This is a genomic window from Halalkalibacter suaedae (assembly GCF_017939705.1).
Taxonomy (GTDB): Bacteria; Bacillota; Bacilli; order Bacillales; family Bacillaceae_D; genus Halalkalibacter; species Halalkalibacter suaedae.
Map to the genome: position 1 here is coordinate 58485 of NZ_JAGKSQ010000006.1, position 24200 is coordinate 82684.

General features: G+C 38.3%; 20 protein-coding genes. All 20 read right to left on the reverse strand.

What is annotated here, in order from left to right:
• Nucleotide 1 precedes the first annotated feature (1 nt).
• The 20 genes from pfkB to J7W16_RS15020 all read right to left on the reverse strand — a co-directional run bounded on the left by pfkB (nt 2) and on the right by J7W16_RS15020 (nt 23481).
• Entirely contained in the window at nt 2–925 is a 924-nt protein-coding gene (pfkB, locus tag J7W16_RS14925; RefSeq protein WP_210598122.1) for a 1-phosphofructokinase, read from the reverse strand.
• Complete coding sequence (locus tag J7W16_RS14930; RefSeq protein WP_210598124.1) at nt 922–1677, reverse strand: DeoR/GlpR family DNA-binding transcription regulator; 756 nt, start codon at nt 1675–1677, stop codon at nt 922–924. The genes pfkB and J7W16_RS14930 overlap by 4 nt, the downstream gene beginning before the upstream one ends.
• 129 nt (nt 1678–1806) lie before the next feature.
• Complete coding sequence (locus J7W16_RS14935) at nt 1807–3693, reverse strand: ABC-F family ATP-binding cassette domain-containing protein (protein ID WP_210598125.1); 1887 nt, start codon at nt 3691–3693, stop codon at nt 1807–1809.
• 85 nt (nt 3694–3778) lie between these two features.
• Entirely contained in the window at nt 3779–4858 is a 1080-nt protein-coding gene (locus tag J7W16_RS14940; RefSeq protein WP_210598422.1) for a nitric oxide synthase oxygenase, read from the reverse strand.
• A 77-nt stretch (nt 4859–4935) separates the two neighbouring features.
• Nucleotides 4936–5418, reverse strand: coding sequence for a glutathione peroxidase (locus J7W16_RS14945; protein ID WP_210598127.1), 483 nt, complete (start codon nt 5416–5418; stop codon nt 4936–4938).
• An 80-nt stretch (nt 5419–5498) separates the two neighbouring features.
• The gene (gene treC / locus J7W16_RS14950) at nt 5499–7163 is read right to left on the reverse strand and encodes an alpha,alpha-phosphotrehalase (protein ID WP_210598129.1); all 1665 of its coding nucleotides are present in this window, start codon (nt 7161–7163) and stop codon (nt 5499–5501) included.
• 634 nt (nt 7164–7797) lie between these two features.
• A complete protein-coding gene (locus J7W16_RS14955) occupies nt 7798–9117 on the reverse strand; it encodes a polysaccharide biosynthesis protein (RefSeq protein WP_210598130.1) in 1320 nt (439 codons plus the stop codon).
• Between the two features lie 176 nt (nt 9118–9293).
• Nucleotides 9294–9824, reverse strand: coding sequence for a chromate transporter (locus J7W16_RS14960; RefSeq protein ID WP_210598132.1), 531 nt, complete (start codon nt 9822–9824; stop codon nt 9294–9296).
• Nucleotides 9821–10390: a chromate transporter gene (locus J7W16_RS14965; protein ID WP_210598133.1), complete on the reverse strand. Its 570-nt coding sequence runs from the start codon at nt 10388–10390 to the stop codon at nt 9821–9823. Before J7W16_RS14965 ends, J7W16_RS14960 begins: the two co-directional genes overlap by 4 nt.
• A 97-nt stretch (nt 10391–10487) precedes the next feature.
• Nucleotides 10488–12104, reverse strand: a complete 1617-nt coding sequence (gene ggt / locus J7W16_RS14970) for a gamma-glutamyltransferase (protein WP_210598424.1) — start codon at nt 12102–12104, stop codon at nt 10488–10490.
• Nucleotides 12105–12305: 201 nt separating this feature from the next.
• Complete coding sequence (locus tag J7W16_RS14975) at nt 12306–13154, reverse strand: transglutaminase family protein (RefSeq protein WP_210598135.1); 849 nt, start codon at nt 13152–13154, stop codon at nt 12306–12308.
• Nucleotides 13151–14113, reverse strand: coding sequence for an alpha-E domain-containing protein (locus J7W16_RS14980; RefSeq protein ID WP_210598136.1), 963 nt, complete (start codon nt 14111–14113; stop codon nt 13151–13153). Before J7W16_RS14980 ends, J7W16_RS14975 begins: the two co-directional genes overlap by 4 nt.
• Nucleotides 14114–14131: 18 nt before the next feature.
• Nucleotides 14132–15574 carry a circularly permuted type 2 ATP-grasp protein gene (locus tag J7W16_RS14985; protein ID WP_346726937.1) on the reverse strand — a complete coding sequence of 481 codons (1443 nt, stop codon included), beginning with the start codon at nt 15572–15574 and terminating at the stop codon, nt 14132–14134.
• A gap of 134 nt (nt 15575–15708) precedes the next feature.
• Entirely contained in the window at nt 15709–17259 is a 1551-nt protein-coding gene (locus tag J7W16_RS14990; protein ID WP_210598138.1) for a polyamine aminopropyltransferase, read from the reverse strand.
• 310 nt (nt 17260–17569) lie between these two features.
• Nucleotides 17570–17965 carry a DUF350 domain-containing protein gene (locus tag J7W16_RS14995; RefSeq protein WP_210598141.1) on the reverse strand — a complete coding sequence of 132 codons (396 nt, stop codon included), beginning with the start codon at nt 17963–17965 and terminating at the stop codon, nt 17570–17572.
• Nucleotides 17966–17987: 22 nt separating this feature from the next.
• Nucleotides 17988–18593 (reverse strand): DUF4247 domain-containing protein, encoded by a 606-nt coding sequence (locus tag J7W16_RS15000; RefSeq protein WP_210598142.1) that lies wholly within the window; start codon nt 18591–18593, stop codon nt 17988–17990.
• 36 nt (nt 18594–18629) lie between these two features.
• The gene (locus J7W16_RS15005; RefSeq protein WP_210598144.1) at nt 18630–19298 is read right to left on the reverse strand and encodes a PspA/IM30 family protein; all 669 of its coding nucleotides are present in this window, start codon (nt 19296–19298) and stop codon (nt 18630–18632) included.
• Between the two features lie 21 nt (nt 19299–19319).
• Nucleotides 19320–19826, reverse strand: coding sequence for a DUF4178 domain-containing protein (locus tag J7W16_RS15010; protein WP_210598145.1), 507 nt, complete (start codon nt 19824–19826; stop codon nt 19320–19322).
• 117 nt (nt 19827–19943) lie between these two features.
• Nucleotides 19944–21764, reverse strand: coding sequence for an ABC transporter ATP-binding protein (locus J7W16_RS15015; protein WP_210598146.1), 1821 nt, complete (start codon nt 21762–21764; stop codon nt 19944–19946).
• Entirely contained in the window at nt 21757–23481 is a 1725-nt protein-coding gene (locus tag J7W16_RS15020; RefSeq protein WP_210598147.1) for an ABC transporter ATP-binding protein, read from the reverse strand. Before J7W16_RS15020 ends, J7W16_RS15015 begins: the two co-directional genes overlap by 8 nt.
• Nucleotides 23482–24200 lie beyond the last annotated feature (719 nt).

Below are 24200 nucleotides of genomic sequence, written 5' to 3' on the forward strand. Positions count from 1 at the left end.
TTTACACACCCTCTTCTAAGTTGATAATATTGATTTCTTTCATTAATTCTTCTACATCTTCTCTTTGACAAAAACCTTCCGAAAAGGCGGTTGCACTTCCGGCGGCAACTGAAAACTTAAAGGCATCTACGGTTGACTTATTTTCCGATAGTGCCGCTAAAAACCCAGCTACAACGGAATCACCAGCCCCAACTGAATTTTTCAACTCTCCCTTTGGTGTGTTAGCAAAGTAAATACCTTCCCTTGTTCCTAAAACTGCCCCTTCTCCTGCAAACGACACTAGCACATACTTAATATCTTTTTTTAGGAGTTCTTTTACATATGGGAGAGATTCTTTTGGTGTAAGTGGTCCTGTCTCGAATAACTCCGCCAGCTCATGATGATTTGGCTTGATAAAGGTTGGGGCTGCTTTGATTGCGTATTCGAAAGCACGACCACTTGAATCAATAAAAACATCAGCCTTCCGCTTTCTTGCTTCCTCTGTCAATGTCATATAAATCGTATCTTTGATCGTTTCGGGAACACTTCCAGCTAAAACGAGTTGATCACCAGCTTTTAATCGCTCAAGCTGTGTAATCAAATTCTTCAGATCTTCCTCCAGAATTCTTGGAGAAGCACCATTTATTTCAGTTTCTTGGTCAGCCTGAATTTTGATATTAATTCTTGTATCACTAGCAATCTCAGTAAAATTAGCTGTAATGCCTTCCTGCTCAAGTGTTTCCTTGATGAAGCGTCCAGTAAAACCACCAATGAATCCCATTGTCTCACTTGGATGTCCAAGTCTTTTCAACACCTTAGAAACATTAATTCCTTTCCCCCCAGCTACCTTTTGATCACTACTTGCACGGTTAACAGTTCCTAGTTCGACTCTGTCAAGACGAACAAAGTGATCAATGGCGGGATTTAGTGTAACGGTAAAAATCATAATGTAACCACCTCTAAGTTGGTATGCTTTATTAATTCCTGACTATATTCCTTCTCAATTAATGAACTAGTGATCACTGTTACGTCTTCTACTTTGGCAAAGGTTGAAAACGATACTTCACCGAACTTCGAGTGATCGGCTAGCAGAAAACTTTGCTTTGATCTTTCAATTGTATATTCTTTAATGAAGGCCTCTTGTGGATCCGGTGTCGTGCAATCACCATTAATACTAATTCCATTTACACCTAGAAACGCTTTATCAAATCGAAATGTCTCCAATGTCTTAATTGCACTGCGACCAATAAATGCCCCTGTTCCAGATTTCACATAACCACCAATGACATGTGTCTCGACTTCTAGCTCCATCAATAGCGGAATATTCATTAATCCGTTTGTTACTACAACCACATCTTTCCCTTTTAGATAAGGAATTATTTCAATGGTACTAGTACCAGCGTCTAAAAAGATACAGTCACCATCCTCAACAAACTCTGCGGCCTTTTTGGCAATTTGATGTTTTTCATGACTGTTTTTGGTTGTTTTCTCTGCTATTGTTGGTTCATCTAATTTCTTTTGCAATATTGTAGCCCCGCCGTGTAAACGCTTTAATTTACCTGCACGTTCAAGCTTTTGCAAATCTCTACGAATCGTTGACTCGGAAGCCCCAGTCTCATCAATTATGTCTTGCATTTTTATTGTATTTCTTGCAATTAGTAAGGCTAGGATTTTTTGTTGACGTTCAAGATCCAACATAACAATCACCTCTTCTATGAATGTAGTATACTTTGAAAAACAATCAATTTCAACTATTTTCAATCAAAAACGATCAATATTTTTCAAAAAAAGTGACAACCACTCAAAAACGGTCATCACCTTTCTTTATTATTCCAATTCTTCAACTAAGATGGAAAGTTCTTCCCAGCGTTCCATTGTTTCTTCGAGTTGTTTCTCAATTGCTTCTTTTTCACTCATACACTGCTGAATAATCGAATAATCACTACCTGCTTTTGAAATCTGTTCATCAAGCTCAGTTATTTTTTCCTCTAGATCAGTAATTTTGTTTTCAATCCCATTCCATTCAAGCTGATCCTTATAGGAAAGCTTTTTCTTTGGGCCTTTCTTATCGACTGGCTTAGCTATTGTTTTTTCAGCTTCCTTCAACTGATCATTAATCATTTCTTGCTCACTTAGATAATCTGAATAATGACCTTGGAATCTCGATACAACCCCATTACCTTCAAATACAAGTAAGTGATCGACAACACGATCCAAGAAATAACGATCATGGGAAACGGTAATAACAACTCCAGGAAACTGGTCTAAATAATCTTCTAGTACAGAAAGCGTTTCTGTATCAAGATCATTAGTTGGCTCATCTAAAAACAAGACATTCGGTTCCGACATTAGCACCCGTAGCAAATAGAGTCGACGACGCTCTCCGCCGGACAAACGTCTAATATACGTATGCTGAGCAGAACGTTGGAACAAAAATCGTTCTAGCATCTGCTCTGCTGTTATGACGGATCCATCAACAGTATAGACGATTTCAGCAACTTCTTTTATGTAATCAATTACCTTTAATTCGCCATTTATTTCTTTGTCCTCTTGAGTATAGTACCCAATATGAACCGTCTCACCCGTAATAATTTCACCCTCATCTGGTGAGATTCGTCCTGCAAGCATATTGAGCAGTGTTGTTTTCCCACTGCCATTTGGTCCGACGATACCGAGCCGCTCACCGCGAACAAGTAAATAATCTAAATCCTTTACTAATGTTTGGTGATCGTACTGTTTTCCAACTTTCTTCAACTCAATCACCTGTGTACCAAGTCTCTTTGAGCCGATAGAGAAATCGAAGTCTTCTCGTTTCGCAGCTCCTTTCTCTTCCTGCAATTCCTCAACGCGGCCAATTCTCGCCTTTTGTTTCGTTGATCTTGCCTTTGCACCTCTACGTAACCAAGCCAACTCTCTTCGCAGTATATTCTGTCGCTTTTGATCACGCTGTGCCTCTTGCAGCTCTCGTTCCGCTTTCTTCTCTAGAAACGATTCATAATTACCTTCATATTTAAATAACCGACCGTGGTCCAACTCATACATCTGATTTGTCACACGATTTAAGAAGTAACGATCATGAGTTATCAAGATAATTGCACCCTTATATGTAGATAAATAACCTTCTAACCATTCAATTGTCTTATGGTCAAGATGGTTTGTCGGTTCATCTAATAGCAAGAGATGTGCTGGTTGAATCAATGCTTTAGCAATAGCTACACGTTTTTTCTGTCCTCCGGATAATTGTCCGATCTGTGCAGAGAAATCCTTTACACCAAGCTTTGTCAAAATCATTTTCGCAACTGTATTCGCTTCCCACGCGTCAACCTCATCCATCTTCTGCTGCCACTTCATAAACTCGTTCTGAAACGTCGCATTATTTGGATCACTTTCAAACTCTTGGAGACTTTGCTCATAACCTCTTATTGTCTTCATGACAATTGAGTCACCAAAGTAAATTTCATCAATGACTGTGCCCTCTTCATTAAGATCGGGCTGTTGCGGTAAGTATTCAATTTTGAAGTCATTTGCATGATGAAACTCACCTGCATCCGCTCCTTCAATTCCCGCTAAAATTTTTAGAAATGTCGATTTCCCCGTTCCATTTACACCAATTAGTCCAATTCTTTGCTTTTCTTCAATTGCAAAAGAAATATCTTGGAATAATGTCTTATCACCGTATGTTTTTGTTAACCCTTCAATCTGTAAAATGCTCATTTGACACTCGTCCTTTTTTTCTTTTTCTTATCTCTATCTTATACGATCTTAAGCAACACTGCACGTATACAGTTGAAAGGATTAATTAATATAATCGTTCCTGATAAAAGTAATTCGGTTTTAAGACTTGATCGTTAAAGTGAGAATGAAAGATCTTAGTCGTCGCAGGTGCGAGCGGTGGAATAAGCCAAGACCACTTCCCATTCACTTCACGTCCAGCAATTTCCTCTTTTTCACGAAACCGTTCAAACTGTTTGGCTGCTGTATGGTGATCAACAATGCTAACTCCAGCCTGCTTAAAGGAACTGAGTACAGCCAGATTTAATTCAAGTAATGCCCTGTCCTTCCAAAGAGTCGAGTCTCTCATACGCTCAAGATTCATACAATCAGCAATGTCTGGTAAGAGATCATAGCGATTGTCGTCAGCTAAATTCCTAGCTCCAATTTCTGTGCCCATATACCAGCCATTAAAAGGGGCTGCTGGGTACGTAATCCCACCAATCTCTAGCTTCATATCTGAAACGAAAGGAACCCCGTACCATTTTATTTTCAAGTCGTCAAAACTAGTAATCGTTGGATGAACGATTTCCACTTCCAACACACATCGTTCTGGTATCGAAAACCATTTCGGCTCCTTCCCATCAACGTGAATGACTAGTGGAAGAATATCATAGTTTGTTCTAGCTCCCCGCCAGCCTAATGATTGACAATACTTTGTGAATTGAATCGAATCTGGATCTCCTACTACTCCTCCATCAGCTTCATAACCAGCATATCTAACTAATTGATGATTTAAGATACGGACAGGGTCACCGTTCTCTTTTCTTTGTTTAAAGATAGAAATCGTTGGGATTACCTTTCCTTTATTCGTCGCATACTCAATATGATCAAAGATTGCCTCTGCAATCTCATCCTCCGATGATAACTGGCGCTGATCTAGCACATGCATCGATTCCCAAAACAGTCTCCCAATACAGCGGTTGCTATTTCGCCACGCCACTCTAGCCCCGTGCGAAAGCTCTTCATATGTATGAGTATATGTACCAGTCTCGTTTATCTCTTTGCTAATCTCCGCTAATCTTCTCTTGCATTCTGCTTCACTTTTTTCTCCTTCATCATAAAAAAGTCGGATAAATTCTTCTGCTGCTTGATATAGTTCTTCCATCTGAACTGTCACTGCCCCCTCCCTTCATAGTTTAGACTTCTCAATTCAAAATAAACAACAATAAAAGCATGTCAAAATTATGACATGCTAAGTAGTGATTTAATATCTTCTTCAATATCAGCTGGGTCTACATTGGGACCATACCGTTTGACTACATTACCATCCTGATCAACGAGAAATTTAGTGAAATTCCACTTAATTTCCGAGCTCAATAACCCTTTTTTCTCTTTTTTCAAAAATTTATAGAGTGGGTCTGCACCAGAACCATTGACTTTAATTTTCGCAAATAAAGGGAACGTTACACCGAAATTAATTTGACACGCTTCAACCATTCCTTCATTATCAACAGGCTCTTGATTCATAAATTGATTACTCGGAAAACCTAGAACAGAGAGACCTTCATCTTTGTACTTTTGGTGGAGCTTCTCTAAGCCTTCAAATTGTGGTGCTAGTCCACACTTCGTTGCTGTGTTGACAATTAACAACACACGATCCTTATATGTTTCTAGGTTAATTTCTTCTCCAGATGGCTTTTTAACGACGAATTCATGAACACTCATTTTTAACGCCTCCCTATAATTACCTACAACCATTATTATATTGTTAGTTAGGAGATAAAACGAATAATCTGCTCATGCAGTTACTGTTTATAATAAACGAGTGATTCATATGGCTTTAGCTTCATCACATTCTCGAGTCTTCTGTTATCCTCATAATTTGTTAAAACTAACTCGCTTTTATCGAGATCCTTAATCCAGTTAGAGGGCAAATTGAAAACTGCCTCTTCCCCGTAAAAATTGTTAATTACAAGCAGCTTCTCCTCACCCACTACCCTTTCATAAACAAATAACTGAGGATTTTCTCTTTCTAGCAATTGATAACTTCCATTTGTAATAATATCCATATCCTTACGCAATTGAATCAAGGATTGATAATAATAAAAGATTGAATTATGATCAGCTACCGCTCTCTCCGCATTGATTTCTGGATAGTTCTCAGAAACTCCAATCCAAGGTGTACCCGAAGTGAACCCAGCATTTTTTTCTTCATTCCACTGTACCGGTGTGCGAGAATTATCACGTGACTTCGTTTTGATGATCGCCATAATCTCGTCTTCCTTCATTCCTTGTTCTTTCATTAATTGATAATAGTTCAAGGTTTCAACGTCGCGGTATTGATCAATTGTCTCAAAGCTAGGATTGGTCATACCGAACTCCTCACCTTGATAGATATAAGGTGTGCCCTGCATTAAATGAATTGTTGTTGCGAGCATCTTTGCTGATTTCTCATGGAATTGTTGATCATTCCCATATCGAGATACAACTCTTGGCTGATCATGATTACACCAAAACAGAGCATTCCAGCCACCACCTTGATGCATCTCGACCTGCCACCTAGTTAAGATGTCCTTAAGTGCAAGAAAGTCAAACTCAGCATTCGCCCATTTTTCACCGTTTGGATAATCAACTTTTAAATGATGAAAATTGAAAGTCATGCTTAATTCATTACGACTTGGATTTGTATACTTAATACAATGTTCAATTGACGTTGAAGACATCTCACCAACCGTCATGCTATCGTATTTTGATAAGACATCATTGTTCATTTCTTGAAGAAATTCATGGACACGTGGGCCATCCGTATAAAATTTCCTGCCATCACCAACAGGATCATTTGGAAATGCTTGATTCTTCGAGATTAAATTAATGACGTCTAAACGGAAGCCATCAATCCCTTTGTTAAACCAAAAATGCATCATATCATAGACATACCTGCGAAGCTTTGGATTTTCCCAATTTAAATCGGCTTGTGTGACATCAAATAAATGAAGATAATATTGACCCGTTTCCTCATCATACTTCCAAGCGTTCCCTCCAAATTTCGATTGCCAATTTGTCGGCTCCGCTTCCTCAATTGGATCCTTCCATATATAAAAGTCACGAAAATCATTTGTCTTCGATTGCTTCGATTGTTTAAACCATGAATGCTCTGTCGATGTATGGTTGACAACTAGATCCATGATTAACTTCATGTCACGGCGATGAACCTCTTCTAGTAATTGATCAAAATCCTCCATCGTTCCATACTCATCATGTATCGAATAATAATCAGATATATCATATCCATTATCCTTTTGTGGTGAACCATAGATAGGTGTAAGCCATAATACATCTACACCAAGTTTCTTTAAATAATCAAGCTTTTCAATAATCCCTTGGATATCGCCTACTCCGTTACCTGTTGTATCATTAAAGCTCTTCGGATAAATTTGGTAGACCGTTGACTTTCTCCACCATTCGCCCATCTTATTTACCCCCTTCATTTCAATTATGTACCAGACCATTTTCCGTCTCAATATTCTCATGTATATACAAGTTAGTCAAGAAAGAAAAAATAGTAATCCTTCTTCATACGTTTCCAATTCTATACCCACACTATACAAATCCAACACAAAAAGGCCCGGACAGAAATGTCTCAACCGACCAAAACAAGATCCAAATATGGATAGCATACAGACACTGTTAATCAAATGCCTCTCAGTCAAGTATCGTATGATTCTAACATGACTGAATAAGTAGACGTTTTGTGATGACAATTCAATAAAGAATAATGTGATGACTTATACTTTACTACTATTTTCATCAAGTATTTTCATCAAGAAATTTTTCATATTCTCTTGATATTTACTGGGGAGAGCAGAGAAATCTATCTTCCCTTTCATCAAAGCGGACGGGATGGGCGGGCCGACTCCTGCAGGAAATAAGGGCAGGTTGAAATCCACCGGCATAGCCGGTTAGTTCAACGCCCTCCGGCGGGTGCTGCCCCCCATCCCGGTAGCGGAGTCGAAGCGACTTTTCCGGCCACTCTCTTTAAATACCAATGCCAATAACCTATTGATCAAGTCCCACTTTACGAGACTAGATCAATAGGCTAAGCTCCTACCTAGACTTCTTCCGCAAAAACAAATCAACGTTTATCCGCTCACAAATAGTAATATAATGCATAAATGTCAAAAGCACCGTGCCTATATTCATCCCAATAATAACTCCGTCCATTTGGAAACGAGGCAACGATCCTAAAAAGTACATCAAGGCAAATGAAACAATCGTCGTGTAGAGTGCATGCATAAATGCTTCCTTGACAAGCCCTAGTCCTATTAAATAAGCCTGCATCGGAATCACAAAGAAATGAAACAGAAAATAAGGAACTAGTAATTGTAAGTAGCGAACAGCAGGTGAATCGTCAAAGAAAAGACTTGTAAGTGGCTCAGCATAATAATAAAAGATAAAAACAGCAATAGATCCGTATACTGCTGTAACGAGCATCACTTTTCGCAATAGACCACTCAACTTATCAAAATCTCTTCGTTTGTACGCCTCAGAGACAGTCGGAATTAGAACAATCAATAGAGAATGAGCAATAAAGGCAGGAAAGAATCCTATTGAGAAAGCAACTCCGGCAAGCTTTCCATACTGAACCATCGCAACCGTATCAATCATCCCCGACTTCACAAGTGTCATTTTAATAAAGAATGGTTTAATCGCAAAGGTAGCGGAATGAAAAATCCTTAATCCTGTTGTTGGAATAGATACTGCCAATAACGTTTTCATCACCTTAATACCATTTAACTCTGCTCTCGGTCTTTTCTTAAGTAACCTCATTCTAAGAATAAAAGCTATAAATAAGTAACCAAATACAATCAATTCACTTGCGAGCAATGTACATAATGCAACTAGAATTGCCATTTCCTGATTAAAAGAAAACCATTTAAATAAGATGAATAGTAATACTAATTGGGCTGCACGCTTTAAGAAATTCGCAACGGCAATTCTCCCCATATCCTGTGCACCCATAAAATAGCCTCTAGCAACAGAGGTGAAGGTAATAATTGGAATAAGTAATATAAACAACCACGGGACATATGGATGATAGCGATCAAATACAGGAATCGCCGGAATAACCCAAAGCCCAATAATAATGAAGACTAATGTACAGATCAACGAAAACCTAATTGCATGCATCAGCATACTTCGATGGAATATCTCCTCTTTCTCTGCAACAAACTTCGAAATAGAGATCGGTAATTCGAGGCTAGCTAATACAACGATAAAGAGAATCGTCGGGAAAATTGCCATGTAGAGCCCTAACCCTTCTTCACCAAGCTCTCTTGCTAACACAATATTAATCAGAAACTCTATACATTCACCGAGTAAAGCTGCTGCGGTTAACAACAATGCACTTTTAAAAAAAGTTGTCATTTCAACTCCCCTTCTCAACTTGTCCCTACACTATATGAGACAAGATCAGAAAATATGGTCGTTGAGTGCAAGAAATATCATTTTCTTCGAAAGAAATGATCACAAAGCCAATAGAAAAGACACAGGAAAAAGAATGTCTTTTCCTGTGTCTTTGTTGTTTTCTACAAATTAAATGTTCAGCTTAAGAAAATCGCACCATAACCTAACGCTCCAATAATCACAAACGCCGGATGAACCTTCCACTTTTCTAGAAGGAAGAGGCTAATCACGACAAGAAACAACGTCTGTATCATGCCAGCACCTTCATACGAACTTTCAAAGAAACGGAAAGTCAGAACTCCAAGTAAAATAGCAATTGTTGGTCTGACTAAAGTGGTCATTTTTTTAACTTTTGGTGAATCCTTATATTTATAAAGAAGACCAAGTAGAGCAATCATTAAGATAAGAGACGGGGCGACAGTAGCAAATACACCGACAAACGCACCAAAAACACCTCCGACTTCATAACCAATATAGCCAGACATTTTTGTCGCAATCGGTCCTGGTAACGCATTACCCAATGCCAGGACTTCACTAAATTCCTCAACAGTCATCCAATTATAGCGATCGACTACCTCATATTGCACTAGTGGGATAGAGGAAGGTCCTCCACCATATCCAACGATACCAGGTATAAAAAAGGCTAGAAAAATCTCGATATAGATCAATTTTCTCCCTCCTTTTTCTGACTTTGCTTCGCTCGGTTAGGCTGCAGTAATGCGTAAGCAAGTAGTATTGCTATGACAAGACCTGGGTGAATTCCGAGAACTTCAATTGCCAATAAACTAATAACTAAAAGAAAAAGAGCAAGCTTCCAGCCTAAGCTTTGCTTAGACTTCTTCAAAAAATCCCAAGTTAACACACCTAGCATAACCGTAACAACAGGGATGACACCATTCGTCATGCCTTGAACCCACGGCTGGTCTTTAAATGAGGTCAGTGTCGTTAACAATACGATCATTAGAATAATTGTTGGAACGATTGATGATAATACAGCGGTTAACAATCCGCCAATTCCAGCAACTCTATAGCCAATATATCCAGCCATTTTCGTGTTAATTGGCCCTGGTAATGTGTTCCCTAAAGCAAGAACATCACTAAATTCCTCATCATTCATCCACTTAAATGTTGTGACAACTTCTTTATGAACGAGTGGAATAGCTGAAGGACCACCACCAAAGCCTAGCATTCCAGACCTAAAAAAGGCGATAAATAAATTCAAATATGTTTTCAAAAGTAAACCTCCATTAATGATTTAAAGACAATATGATACTAGTATATACCTAATTCACCCTAAAATAAATTAAATATATCTACAATCATACTATTTGTTAATTCCCTAAAGCGATTCCATCCCCGCGAGGGTCTGCACCTCCAAATTTCATACCGCTCGCTTGGTCAATATAAATAGCCCCAGCATGCCCCATGACATCAGTAAACTCCTCTAACACCTCAATCTCATGACCGAACTGCTTTAATACTTCAATTGTTTTCTCCGGAATACGCGATTCTACCTTCAGACTATTCGAATCCGCACCCCATGTTCTACCATACAGCCACCTTGGTGCTTCAATAGCCGCCTGAATATCAAATTGGTAATCTATTATTCTCGTTATAAGTGCGGCTTGAGTCTGAGGCTGTCCTTCACCACCCATTGTTCCATAAATAAGGACTGGTAATTCATCTTTAAGAAGCATTGCCGGATTTAATGTATGAAATGTTCGCTTCTTTGGTTGAAGGCAATTGGTATGATGTGGATCAAGCGAAAAGAAGCTACCTCTATTTTGAAGTAGAACCCCGGTCCCCTTTGGAATAATTCCTGATCCAAAATCATGATAAATACTTTGGATCAGCGAAACTGCATTGCCCTCTTTATCGATAAAGCCTAACCAAACTGTATCACCCTTTGGATCAAGGGGATTTAGATGTAATGCGTTATTTCCTTGCTTGATTTGGTTTGCCAGCTTTGCACCATGTTCTTTCGATAACAATCTGTTTAGTGGAATATCAACAAAATCTGGGTCCGTTAGCCATTGATCTCGATCGTTAAAAGCTAGTTTGGTAGCCTCGATAATGAGATGATAATACTCTGCTGAACCTTCTTCGATTTGAGTTAGATCGAAATGATTAAGTATATTTAAAATTGACAAAGAAGCCATTCCCTGCGTGTTTGGAGGGAGATTATAGGCTTGATGCCCTCTGTAATCAACAGAAAGCGGTGTGACCCAATCTGATTCGTGGTTGTTAAAGTCTTCGAGCGTTAACACTCCACCATTTTCTTGTAACTCTCTCGTTATTTTCTCAGCAATTTCCCCTTGATAAAATGCCTTGCTACCCTCATTACTAATTTGCTCTAATGTTTGAGCTAGATCAAGTTGACGCATGCGTTCCCCTGTTTTGAACTCAGAACCATCTACGTTCAGAAATGTACTCCGAAATCCATCAAATCGTTGCAGATGTCTAAACTGATTGTCTGCTTCATTCATATTTACTTTTGTCCAAAATTCTTGGCTTCTCGTAACAGGAAAACCGTCTTTAGCATAACCAATTGCAGTTTGAAGTAAGTCCTTCCACCCTAATGAGCTTCTAAAATTCAGCTTGCTGTATTGAAAAGCCTCCTCCCATCCGGCCACTGCACCTGGGATTGTATTAGCAGAAAGATAACCTCTTGCTGGTATTTTAGAAACACCTTGCTCACGGTAAAATCCAATCGTCGCATTTTCTCCTGAACGTCCACTCGCGTTAAGGGCCTTAACTTCCTTTTGCTTAGCATCATAAATAAGCCAAAAATTATCTCCACCAATACCATTCATATGTGGGTATACGACAGAAATCGTAGATGTTGCCGCAATCGCTGCCTCAATTGCATTTCCTCCATTTTCTAGCACTTTCATGCCGGCTTGAGAAGCTAAATAATGAGGTGTTGTTACCATTCCATTTGGAGACATCGTTGTCGCTCGGTACGCTTTTTGATTATTTTTCACTAATCTCACCCTCTCACGGTCATTATATTATCTTTTGTTAATTAAAATAAGTATTTTTATTAACTTTCGAAAAAAAATTTAATGTTTTAATATCTATTTGTTTTTAAATAACGAAAAAAGGTCACTGAAAGAGAATTCCCTTTCGGTGACCTTTTGAGCATTAGGTTATTGTGCAGCCTTTACACTAATGGACACTTTTAAATCCTGATATCCGTTTCCAATATGGACACCTTTTAATGGTGTGATATCAGCGTAGTCACGTCCAGTTGCGACACATATATGCTGGTTTTGAGCTATCATATTATTTGTTGGATCGAAACCAATCCAGCCATATGTCGGAAAATACACTTCAACCCAAGCATGTGTAACCGAATCTCCTCGCATTGCAACATCCTCACCCGAATAAATATACCCACTAACATATCTTGCTGGGATTCCTTGACTTCGGCAAATACCAAGCATTATATGAGTGAAATCCTGACAGACCCCAGTTTTCTTGAAAAAGGCATCTGAGGCGACAGTCGTTACATCCGTTGAGCCTGGTAAATAAGAAAATTGTTCATAAATATACGAATTTAATTTCTCTACAAATGTTAATAGATCAATCTGATCACGCTTAAGTTCACTTGTTATGAAATGGATAATATCTGAATTTAGTTGTGTATATCTTGTCGACATCAAAAATTCAGCAAACGTTTGTTTAAACGAAACCTTGTTCATTTCAGCTTCAATCTCATTGGTCATCTTCAGCACAAGTTCCTTATGATGCAAGTCTAGTATCGTTCTAGTCCGAACCTGTAGCTCACTATGCGGTTCCCAAATATAAAAAGTAACTACTTCATTTCCCCAATAGTCCCTATGCTCAGAAGCCACCGCACTCGGAGTAATGGCCTGCTCATATTGAATCATTGTCTGATTGTCGTTCCCTATTGGCTTAAAAATACATTGGTTAATGCTTTCCCTTACTGGCAGGCTATATTGGTAGTGAGTGCTTTGGAGCACTTCGTATTTCATATCGCATTAATCTCTCCTAAGTAATAAGTGTTTCTAATCGTCATCCCAATCTCATCACATAACTGCTGAAGCTTTTGAAAATAATCATGTAAGGAACAATCAATTTCTTCTAGGGACTCATAGCTCACTTCATGTAGTAATTCTTCAAGCCTTTCATTTAAATGTTTCGTATACTCATTTACTTTATTACCTTCAAGCTGCTTAAAACTCTGAACTAACTTCTTAACACTATACTTTGCGGACCTTGGTAAGGATTCATCAAAGATCAGATAATTCGCTACAGTTATTGGTTCAATGAACGCCTGAAACTTCTGTAAATAAGATTCATACCCTCCCAAAGAGTTCAGAACAGAAATCCAGTAATGGTAATGGATATTAGCTTTATTATCCCGCCCCTGAACCTTTTTATGATAGTATACATCAAGTGTACGTGATAGCTTCCTCAATCGTTCGACATACTTACCAAACATGAGAAAATGATAGCCATCTCCTCTTGGCATAAGGTCATAAATAATTCCTTGGATTAGAAATGATTTGCCTAGAATCATTTGAAAGAAGTCATTTAATTGCTCATTGGATACATTCTTTGTTGGAAATGCTTTGATTTTGATATACAAATCATTGATTACTTCCCAAAGTTCAAGCGGAATCATCTCCCTGATCCCTTTTGCGTTTTCCCTTGCGATTGCCACACATGAACGAATAGAATTAGCGTTTTCTTTTGAAAAAGCAATATAATCAATAACAGAGCTTCGATTACATATATCGTATGTTGCATTGAAATCCTCTTCATTCGCAGAAATCGCAATAATCTCTTTCCAATCATCCGCATCGCTTATTGTTGGATCATTATTTTCTAATAGACTCACAAGACGTACAGATAATAATTTCGTCATATTATCTGCTCTCTCCAAATTCAGTGATAGCCAATACAGGGAATCTGCTACGCGACTTAACAAGATGATCCCCTCCTTTCTCTATTCTAAAATCCACGTGTCTTTCCCACCACCACCCTGTGATGAGTTGACGACAAGTGATCCCTTTTTTAAGGCAACTCTAGTTAATCCACCTGGTACAACATGGGCATCCTCATTTAGAACAACAAAGGCTCGCAAATCAACATGTCTCCCACATATACCTTCATCAGTAAATGTTGGAGATTGTGAAAGAGAAATCGTCGGTTGAGCAATAAATGAGTCTGGGCTTTCAATGATCCTTTGACGAAAGAGCTCTTTTTCCTGCTCGCTCGCCTGTGTACCAATTAACATATTATACCCACCTGATGAATTCCTTTCTTTGAACACTAATTCATCTAGGTGTGCAAGAGCATAATCATAATCCTCTTTTTTTGAGAGCAAATACGTTTTGACGTTTTGTAACAACGGTTCTTCATCCAAGTAATATCTAATCATCTCTGGTACATAAGCATATGTTGCCTTATCATCTGCTACACCATTTCCAATTCCATTAGCGAGCGAGACATGACCAGCACGGTAGGCATCAACTAAACCTGGAACACCAAGTAACGAGTCCGGATTGAACACAAGTGGATCGAGGTAATCATCATCAATGCGACGATAAATAACATCGACTCGCTTAAGACCTTTTGTTGTCTTCATATACACGACACGATCCTTCACAAGGAGATCTCGTGCCTCCACAAGCTCGATCCCCATCTCTTTCGCCAGAAAACTATGGTCATAATAAGCTGAGTTATATACACCCGGTGTCAGTAACACAATCGTCGGATGTCTTTTTTCATTAGGAGAAATGTATTTAAGTGCTGCATGCATTTCATGTAATTGATTTTCTAGTGAATGAATTAGATAATTATTAAACAAATCAGGGAATAGCTTTCGCATGACAAATCGATTTTGAAACACGTAAGACAATCCTGAAGGGTTACGTATATTATCTTCAAGAACTAGGTATTCGCCCTTGTCATTACGAATCAAATCAATCCCCGCAATAAAAATATGATTCTGCTTCGGTACATCTATTCCAACGACCTGATGGTAAAAATGTGGTGAGGTTACGATGAGGTCCCTTGGAATAATATTATCTTTCAATATATGTTGATCCTTATAGATATCATCCAAGAACGCATTCAATGCTTTGACCCGCTGCTTCAATCCCTTTTCAAGAACAACCCATTCCTCTTTAGGTATAATTCTTGGAATAGGATCAAATGGCATCGTTCTCTCAGTTCCCTCTGAATCATTGTTGTAGACTGTAAACGTAATACCCTGTCTAATAAAATTTTGCTGTGCTAATTGGTAACGTGAATCCATAAGCTGACTGTTAATACTTGCATAATTATTATAAAGAGATTTGTAGTGTAAAAAAGGCTGTTTATCCTCACCAAACATCTCATCGAAAAAATAACTTGACGGCCTATAGTCTTTAATCAACGAATACACCTACCTTATCCTTTACATGATTCATTCGCCGTGAACAGTAAATTACCCTCTAATTTTGACAGAATTTTCTGACAGATAATCTCACAAAGAAAAAGTATGTTGAGCAGTTCTACTTCAACATACTTGTTCTCTTGTCAATAATTTCTCCAAGCCTCTGAGTATTTTTCAAGGATAATCGGATGAATTAATGTATTTATCTCGAGATCAATCACTTCTCCATCTTTATCAGTAATCTCCTGATCGATATCCTTTCCAAAAATCATTAGACCCGCTAGTACCTCTGCTGTTAAAAACTCGGTTTCCTTATCAATTGTTACTTGAGTTAAATCAAACGGCTCTCTTTTAGCCAGGATAAATCCCCAATCACCAAAGCTCGGAATATCAACATGCAGATTTTCAGTGTGCATTCCTGTTTCCTTCACCGTCTTATCGATCGTCCAGTAGACCTCTGTCGCAAATGTTGGACTCGTCGCCTGAATCATAATTGATCCACCCGGTGACAAACGATTTCTTAATAGCTGGTAAAACTCTAATGTATATAGCTTACTCAGTGTTTCATTATTAGGATCGGGCAAATCAACTAAAATGACATCATACAATTGCCTCGTATCTTCTAAATACAAAAACGCATCTGTATTAACGACATTCACTCGCCGATCTGAAAAAGCCTCTTCATTCAACTCGATGATATCATGATTCGTTTCAGCTAATGTTATGACAGCTGGGTCCAAATCAACTAACGTCATCGATTTAACCTCATCATATTTTCTTAATTCTCTAATTGCCAGGCCATCACCGCCTCCAAGAATTAAGACATTTTCTCTTCTTTCAGCAGTAGCCATTGCAGGATGAACTAATGTTTCATGATACCGATACTCATCGGTTGAACTAAATTGTAACTGTCCATCTAGAAAGAGTCTTAGGTCACCTTGTTCCTTTGTTAGGATAATTTGCTGGTAGTCACTATTTTCATAATGGATGATCGGATCTCTATAGAGCTGCTGTTCAAAAGAGAAAGCAATTTTGTCCCCAACGAAAACACCTCCGACTAAGATAAGGAGAATGAAAATACCGATAAAACCGTGCTTTCGATAAGACGGGATCTCGTCGCGGAAATAATATAGAAGCCATAAAGCAACAGCGATATTAATAATCGCTACAACAAAGGCCGTTTTCACCAATCCAAATTCAGGTCTAAGTAAATAGACAAATAGGAGACCCCCGGCCAAACCGCCAGCGTAGTCAGAAAAAAGGACACGTGCAGCACTTTTGTTAAGTGTTTCTCCTATATCATTTGCCTTACGTATTAATACGGGTAGCTCCACTCCTGTTAATGTTCCAATAACAATTGTGACGGTGTATAAGAAGAAAGCATCGGTTCCTTGTCCTAGATATGCAGTAATTCCAAATAAAAAGAAAGTTGATAATCCACCAATAAGCCCAATTAAGTACTCAATCCACACAAAGGATAGGATCAGATTCCCCGTTACTCTCTCACTAATTGAAGCACCAATTCCCATCCCAGTTAAGAACAGAGAAATAATTAACGTATATTGCTTAACGCCATCACCTAAAATATACGATCCTGCTGCACCAAAAAGTACTTCAAAAATAATTCCGCATATGGAGACAACTCCAGATGCCCAGTAAATTGCTTTTGTCTTATTTATATTCTTATTATCCACAGTTTAGATCTCCTTTTACCTTGTCCACCAGGCCACTGAAAAAGGTGTGATTTTCACCTTTCTTCAGTGGCCTTTAAGCAATGAGCGTAACCGTTGCTTTGTCTTAAGCCCTGCTATGAGTGGGTTTCTCATAGCAGGCGTGCAACGTGTGGAGCCATTGCTACTTCCTTGAAACTGCTAAAAAGGACTTTTTCAGCGGTCTCTGGTTTCCACCTTTTGATAGTGGACTTTAAGATAGGTCGAGGGTGTCGCAAAAGGTCTAGACTCAACCTTTTTCGACACCCTCGATTACTTCCAATCCTAGAAGAGATTATGTAATTGAAGCACCAATTACAAAGGCCAAGCCAACTGAAACCGCAAAGCTAATGATACCAACTGAAATATTGCCTTTTTTTAGTTGCTCTTCTACCGAGAAATTTCTCGTTAATAGTTCAAAAATAACATATGCCACCATTTGTAGAACAACACCAAAAATGCCCCAGATCAATGTATCTACTATCGCCGAGCTATGATAAATCGCAAAAGCTAGGACGATACAAATCCCGATAATCTTGCCGCTTATTGATAATGATACTGCATGATTCCCTTTTAAGACCTCATCCCAGTCCTTATATTGACGCGTTAGCGATTCAAACACAAATAATCCAATAACAACAATGATAATTGCAACAGCAAAATACATCAATGTAAGTAAAAATGGTTCCATTTCGCATCTCCTTTTCTATTAATTATTTTCCAGCACCAGGTCCTCCACCACGGACAGAAGAAGATCCTCCACGGACAGACGGAGGAGTTGTATAGCCCTTATAGCCTCCACCAGATCGACTAAATCCACCGTAGCAATTATTAGGATTTTGTTGACACTTAGCCTGTTGATTCCGGTCCCAGTCATTACTACCAAACATATTATTCAAGAAGCTCATTAAGAGCATACCCTGGAAGAAGCTGGGATTATAGTTATTTCTAACAAACTCTGTGTTTGCAACTTCAATTAATGTACTACCTTCATATTCCTCATCGTCTGTTAATATCACGAATTGATCATCGTACACAAGCACTTGTTTGTCTTCTTGTCGTTCACCTATCTTCTCGGGCTGTTCAAAGTCTTGTAGTTCAGCTGTTACTTCATCAATCGACTTATCCCTTGCAAGATAGATCTCTGAATAATTTGAAGAGTTAGTTGCACTCGTTACCGTATCATAGAACGCATAATTGTTGTTAATAAAGACGGCAATCCCCTCTTGAAAAAGAGAGGATCCTCCCCCAGTCGATGTTCCACAAGCACTAAGTAAAAAAACGACGAATACGATTCCCGTAAGAAGTGAATTCTTCACCTATTCACCCCCCTTTATTATGGTTTTTGAACAATATTACTCTTTCCCCATTCGCTTCTTAAGTGCTGCAAGCTCATCATCAACATTACCCTTATCAAGTGCCTCAAGATCATCATCAAGACTGCGACTAGCTTGACTTAAATCGTCACTCGTTTCCGCCTCAGATTCCATCTGCATGACCTTCTCTTCCATGCGGTCAAAGCCCTGTCTTGAATGATCACTACCGATACTAGACATTGAGCGATTCATTTTTGTTCTTGTTTTTGCTGATTCAGCTCTTGCCTTTAATGAATCTTTCTTCAGCTTCATTTCATTGTATTCTTCTTTCATTTCATCAAGCTTTGTTCTAAGTGCATCAGCATCCTGCTTCGCACGCAAGTATGATTCTTTTAATGACTCAGCAAGATCGCTCTGCTTTCTTTTATCCTCTAAAGCACGACGAGCTAGATCCTCATTTCCAGATTCGAGAGCCTTCATCGCTTGTTCTTCACGCTTGTCTGCCATCTTTTCGGCTTCTTCATATTTCTTTTGAAGCATCTTTTCATTTGTAATTAACTTTGCGACAGATGTTTCAGATTCACGAATATCCTCGCTCATTTCTCTCATAAATTGTTCAAGCATTTTAACTGGATCTTCAGCCTTATCAAGCATTGAATTTAATTCCGAACCAACGACCGTCTTTACTCTTTTGAAAAATTTAAACATAATAATTCCTCCTAGTTTTAATTAGCTTCCTGCTATAATTTTTATTTCATAATGCTCAATTGGATATCCATAGCTTAGTTCAATCTCACTGCCCCAAATTTCAACAGATAGGAAATTCTCCTCATCCTTATCACAATAGTCAAAGTAGCGACATTGAATATTATTGACATTCGCCCCGCGTCCTTCACCTTTGACATGTGCGGTACCTGATTCATCAAGATGATACTTTACACCCTCATATGTTAATTCCTTTGGTAATGGTTCCTGTAGCTTTTCCGTCTGCTTTTCATAGATTCCAACATAAAGCTCATCATCCATTTCCATACTAAGCCAAATGGTTTTGGCACCTTCAAGCTGATAAGCCGTCCATTCAAATCCATGGTCATTATAAGTTAACTTACCGACAACATGGTAATCTGCTAGATCGTATTCAACAATATCTCCAACTTGGATATTTTCCACTGTCCGTTCCTTTACTGTTGGAGCAGATGTTTCTTTCTTACCGAATAGCTTCTGAAAAAAACTCAAACTCTCACCTCCATTGATGCTGATGATATTTATACATACGTTTCTAGTTTCAATTGGTTTCAAAAATATTTGCTACTCTTTATACTATTCTTTTAAGCGAAAACAAAACCCTTTATCTTAGTCATCTTTTTGCCCTTGGTGATTCATCTCTGCGTATAGCCCGCCTTTACGTAAAAGCTCCGTGTGTGAGCCATTTTCTACGATTTCTCCTTCATTTAAGACAAGAATTTGATTTGCTTGCTGAATCGTATTAAGGCGATGGGCGATCACAAAGCTTGTTCTTCCAATCATTAATCTTTGCAGAGCCTCTTGAATTTTTATTTCAGTTATCGTATCAATACTACTTGTTGCTTCGTCAAGAATAAGGATAGAGGGATTGGCGAGTATGACTCTGGCAATTGACAGCAACTGCCTTTGTCCTTGACTAATACCACTGCCTTCTTGATCAAGAATGGTCTCAAATCCATTTGGCAACTTAGAAATAAATGAAAAAGCATTTGCTTGCTTTGCTGCTTCTCTAACTTCATCATCACTTGCATCAAAGCTTCCATAACGAATATTCTCCATTATACTTGCTTCAAAAAGGAACGAATCTTGCAAGACAAATCCCATATGCTTCCTAAGATTTTCTCGCTTAATCGTTAGAATATTAATACCATCAATTGTAATCTCACCACTTTTAGGTGAATAAAATCGAGATAGCATATTAATGATTGTCGTCTTCCCTGCTCCAGTTGGACCAACTAATGCAATCATCTCTCCAGCTTTAACAGAGAAATTGGCATTTGAAATCGTTTTGCTTTCTTTTTCATATGAAAAGGATACATTTTTAAATTCAACATTTCCTTTAACAGTTTCTAGATTAATACTCCCTTCCTGATCTTCCTCCTTTTTTTCATCTAATACTTCAAAAACACGCTCAGCACCTGCTACAGCAGATAGAAGTGTATTAAATTGATTAGCAAGATCATTTAAAGGTCGTGTGAACTGGCGAGAATACTCCGCAAAAATGACAATCATTCCAATTGTAACAGGGCTTTGCTCGCCAAGTGCTAGCCAGCCACCAATCCCAGCAATAACTGCGAAGCTTAAGTTATTTAACACATTCATTAATTTAGGGATAAAGCCAGAATAGGCCTGAGCCCAGAAACTAGCTCTTTTAAGCTTTTCGCTTTTGTCCATAAATTGAGTAATGACTTGTTCTTCCTGAGAAAATGCCTTAACCACTCGTTGACCGGAAATGGTTTCTTCAATGAATCCATTTACTTCCCCTAGTTCCCTCTGTTGTTCCTTAAAGAAGACAGATGTACGACGTGTAATCCACTTCATTCCCAGTACCATTAAAGGAACAACCGTCAATGTGATTAGTGTCATAAGTGGACTTAAATAAAGCATCACAATTAGAATACCAAAAAAAGTAAGAACACTCGATAGAATTTGGATAACTGAACTATTTAATGTATTACTTACATTCTCGATATCATTGGTCATTTTACTCATCAGTTCACCGTGCTGGCGTTTATCGAAATAAGGAATCGGCAGCAATTGAATCTGTTCAAACAATTCCTTTCTTAATGAGAAGACGGTTTGCTGTGCAATTCCAATCATCCAGAAGCTTTGCAGCCACATTGACAATGAATAGAGCACATAGATAATCGCGAGCATGAAAAGTAATCGAATCAAACCATTCTGGTCAAATGCGACAAGATAGTCATCAATCGCTACCCCAATTAAGAAAGGTCCCAGGAGACTTAACACAGAACTAATAATCACCATAAGTACAACTAGACTTAAGTATCCCCTATGTGCTGATAAATAACTCCACACACGTGTTAATGTACCAACCCAATTTTCAACCTTTTTATTTTTACCTTTTCTTTCATGATTGGTAATTGGGATTCGTTTGTAGCGAAACGGTTTGGTGAATTGATTACTCATGAGTCAGGACCTCCTTTCTCGCTTGTGAATCAACTAGTTTTTGATATAAAGCCGAGCTATTTAATAGATCATAATGCTTACCTTCATCGCTAACTTTACCATCTTCAATTAGAATAATTTTGTTAGCCTCCATTGCCGTTGAAACCTTCTGTGTAATGACGATAATGGTACACTTGTATTCCTTTAATGCTTTGAGCAATCGTTCCTCTGTCTTAACATCGAGTGCACTTGTACTATCGTCTAGTAATAGTATCTTTGGCTTACGAATCAACGCACGTGCAATTGAGATTCGTTGCTTTTGTCCACCTGATAAATTAACTCCTTTTTGACCAATTTTTGTATCATAGCCATTTGGGAGCTTTCTAATTGTCTCATCAATTTGAGCATCCTGTGCTGCTTTGATAATCTCCTCCATTGAAGCATCCTTTTTGCCCCATGAAATATTCTCCTTTATCGTTCCAGAAAACAGCAAGACCTCCTGAGGAACATATCCGATCTCGGCACGAAGGAGATCTGCTTCATATCGTTCAATTGGCTCATTATCAATCAAAATCATACCTGATGATGGATAATAAAATCTCGGGATCAATTGAAAGAGACTTGTTTTTCCTGAGCCTGTTTCGCCAATCATCGCAACCGTTTCACCGGCAGCCACGGAGAAGCTCAGTTTATTTAGTACGAGTTCATTTGTGTTTGGATAGAAAAATTGGACATCCTTGAAAACAATATTTCCATTCTCAATACGTAATCGTTGGTTTTTCTCTGCTTGCTCTGTTTCAGACGTATGTAAGACATCAGCAATTCGATCAGCCGAGGCCCTTGTTCTTGAGAAAATAATGACAATCATCGAGAACATTGTTAGTGCACCAGTAATTCTCGTTGCATAATTAATAATTGCTACAACTTCCCCAACCTGTGCTTGATTGTCAGATACCGCTACACTCCCAAACCAAAGAACCAAAATAATCGCTGTATTCATTACGACTAGTAGCAAAGGCATAGCAATTTCCATCACACGCAACGCCTTGATCGTCCCCTTCATAAGCCGATCATTTCGTTCTAAGAATCGATTTTGTTCATGTTTTCTAGTTACAAATACTTTAATAATTCTCATTGCTAGAAGATTTTCTCGTATTACATGGTTCACTCCATCTAACCATTTTTGAACCAATTTAAATAGTGTTGTTCCTCTTTTCATCATCCAAGTAAGAAAGAGAACAATGATCGGAATTGTCACAACAAGAATTAAAGCTAAGGAAACATTGACAAATAACGCCATAATCATACCACCAATAATAAGTAAAGGGGCTCTTAGCATAATTCGAAGGCTCATAAAAATCGTATTTTGGATTAACGTTACATCATTCGTTAATCTCGTAATTAATGAGGACGTTTGAAATTTCTGTAGGGCTTCAAATGAAAAGGTTTGGATCTTTTCATATAATCTACTTCTAAGATCAAAACCGGTGCTCTGACTAACATGTGCCGCATAAAAGGAATTAATAACTCCTGAAGCAAAAGCTAAGAGAGACATAATAATCATAATGACTCCCCAACGGATGACAAGATTAAGATCATTTCGTAATACACCTTCATCAATAATCTTAGCGAGTAACAAGGGATGAAATAGCTCAACCATTAATTCAACAAGCATTAAACTTAATGCAATCCAGATAGGTAAGCGATACGGTTTTAAAAACGGAAAAAGTTTTAACATTTAAAATCCTCCATCTTGCTCAAATCATTCGTATAACGAAATATATTAACTTCAATAATAGCTTAGTACAAAGAAGAATACTATATAACATAGTAGAAATCCTACTTTAATGATCATAACTAGTTTACTAACAAAAGACAAAAAAAGGCTACTAAAAGAAAGATATGGTATTTACCTTTCCTTTAGTAGTCTTTATGCGATGAGTGGCACCATTACGTTGTCTTAAGTGTGCTATGTTTGCATTTTTCGTACAAGTTTTTTTATGAGTGATAGGTGGCAGGCCTAATAAATTGCTTCGACTCCGCTACCGGGATGGGGGGCACGCTTTCCGCAGGAGGGCGTGGAACTAACCGGCTCTGCCGGTGGATTTCCACCTGCCCTTTCCATCCTGCAGGAGTCGGCCCTCCCATCCCGTCCGCTTTGATAGAGGAAATCCTGAATATTACTTACTTTTTAAAACCGATCTTAAGACATCAAATCACTCCGAAAAGGTATTTTGAGATCAGTATTAAGGATCGCTAATGAAAATACTTGTAAATGTTGGAATGGATCGGACTCGAAGTTTGACCGAAAAAAGATAACGGACAATGAAGTTGAAATCATCGTCCGTCAAACTTTTGAAACCTGTGTTATGGAAACTTATGTTGGTGGTTTGAGAAGAGGCTGGGACATAACTGAAGCTTCTAACTAAAATAGCGAACAAAGCAATCATGTAGCTG

What these genes read in the sequence shown, in the direction of transcription:
- pfkB (WP_210598122.1), bottom strand. Translation starts at nt 925, where the DNA reads ATGATTTTTACCGTTACACTAAATCCCGCCATTGATCACTTTGTTCGT.
- J7W16_RS14930 (WP_210598124.1), bottom strand. Translation starts at nt 1,677, where the DNA reads ATGTTGGATCTTGAACGTCAACAAAAAATCCTAGCCTTACTAATTGCA.
- J7W16_RS14935 (WP_210598125.1), bottom strand. Translation starts at nt 3,693, where the DNA reads ATGAGCATTTTACAGATTGAAGGGTTAACAAAAACATACGGTGATAAG.
- J7W16_RS14940 (WP_210598422.1), bottom strand. Translation starts at nt 4,858, where the DNA reads ATGGAAGAACTATATCAAGCAGCAGAAGAATTTATCCGACTTTTTTAT.
- J7W16_RS14945 (WP_210598127.1), bottom strand. Translation starts at nt 5,418, where the DNA reads ATGAGTGTTCATGAATTCGTCGTTAAAAAGCCATCTGGAGAAGAAATT.
- treC (WP_210598129.1), bottom strand. Translation starts at nt 7,163, where the DNA reads ATGGGCGAATGGTGGAGAAAGTCAACGGTCTACCAAATTTATCCGAAG.
- J7W16_RS14955 (WP_210598130.1), bottom strand. Translation starts at nt 9,117, where the DNA reads ATGACAACTTTTTTTAAAAGTGCATTGTTGTTAACCGCAGCAGCTTTA.
- ggt (WP_210598424.1), bottom strand. Translation starts at nt 12,104, where the DNA reads ATGTCTCCAAATGGAATGGTAACAACACCTCATTATTTAGCTTCTCAA.
- J7W16_RS14975 (WP_210598135.1), bottom strand. Translation starts at nt 13,154, where the DNA reads ATGAAATACGAAGTGCTCCAAAGCACTCACTACCAATATAGCCTGCCA.
- J7W16_RS14995 (WP_210598141.1), bottom strand. Translation starts at nt 17,965, where the DNA reads ATGGAACCATTTTTACTTACATTGATGTATTTTGCTGTTGCAATTATC.
- J7W16_RS15005 (WP_210598144.1), bottom strand. Translation starts at nt 19,298, where the DNA reads ATGTTTAAATTTTTCAAAAGAGTAAAGACGGTCGTTGGTTCGGAATTA.
- J7W16_RS15015 (WP_210598146.1), bottom strand. Translation starts at nt 21,764, where the DNA reads ATGAGTAATCAATTCACCAAACCGTTTCGCTACAAACGAATCCCAATT.
- J7W16_RS15020 (WP_210598147.1), bottom strand. Translation starts at nt 23,481, where the DNA reads ATGTTAAAACTTTTTCCGTTTTTAAAACCGTATCGCTTACCTATCTGG.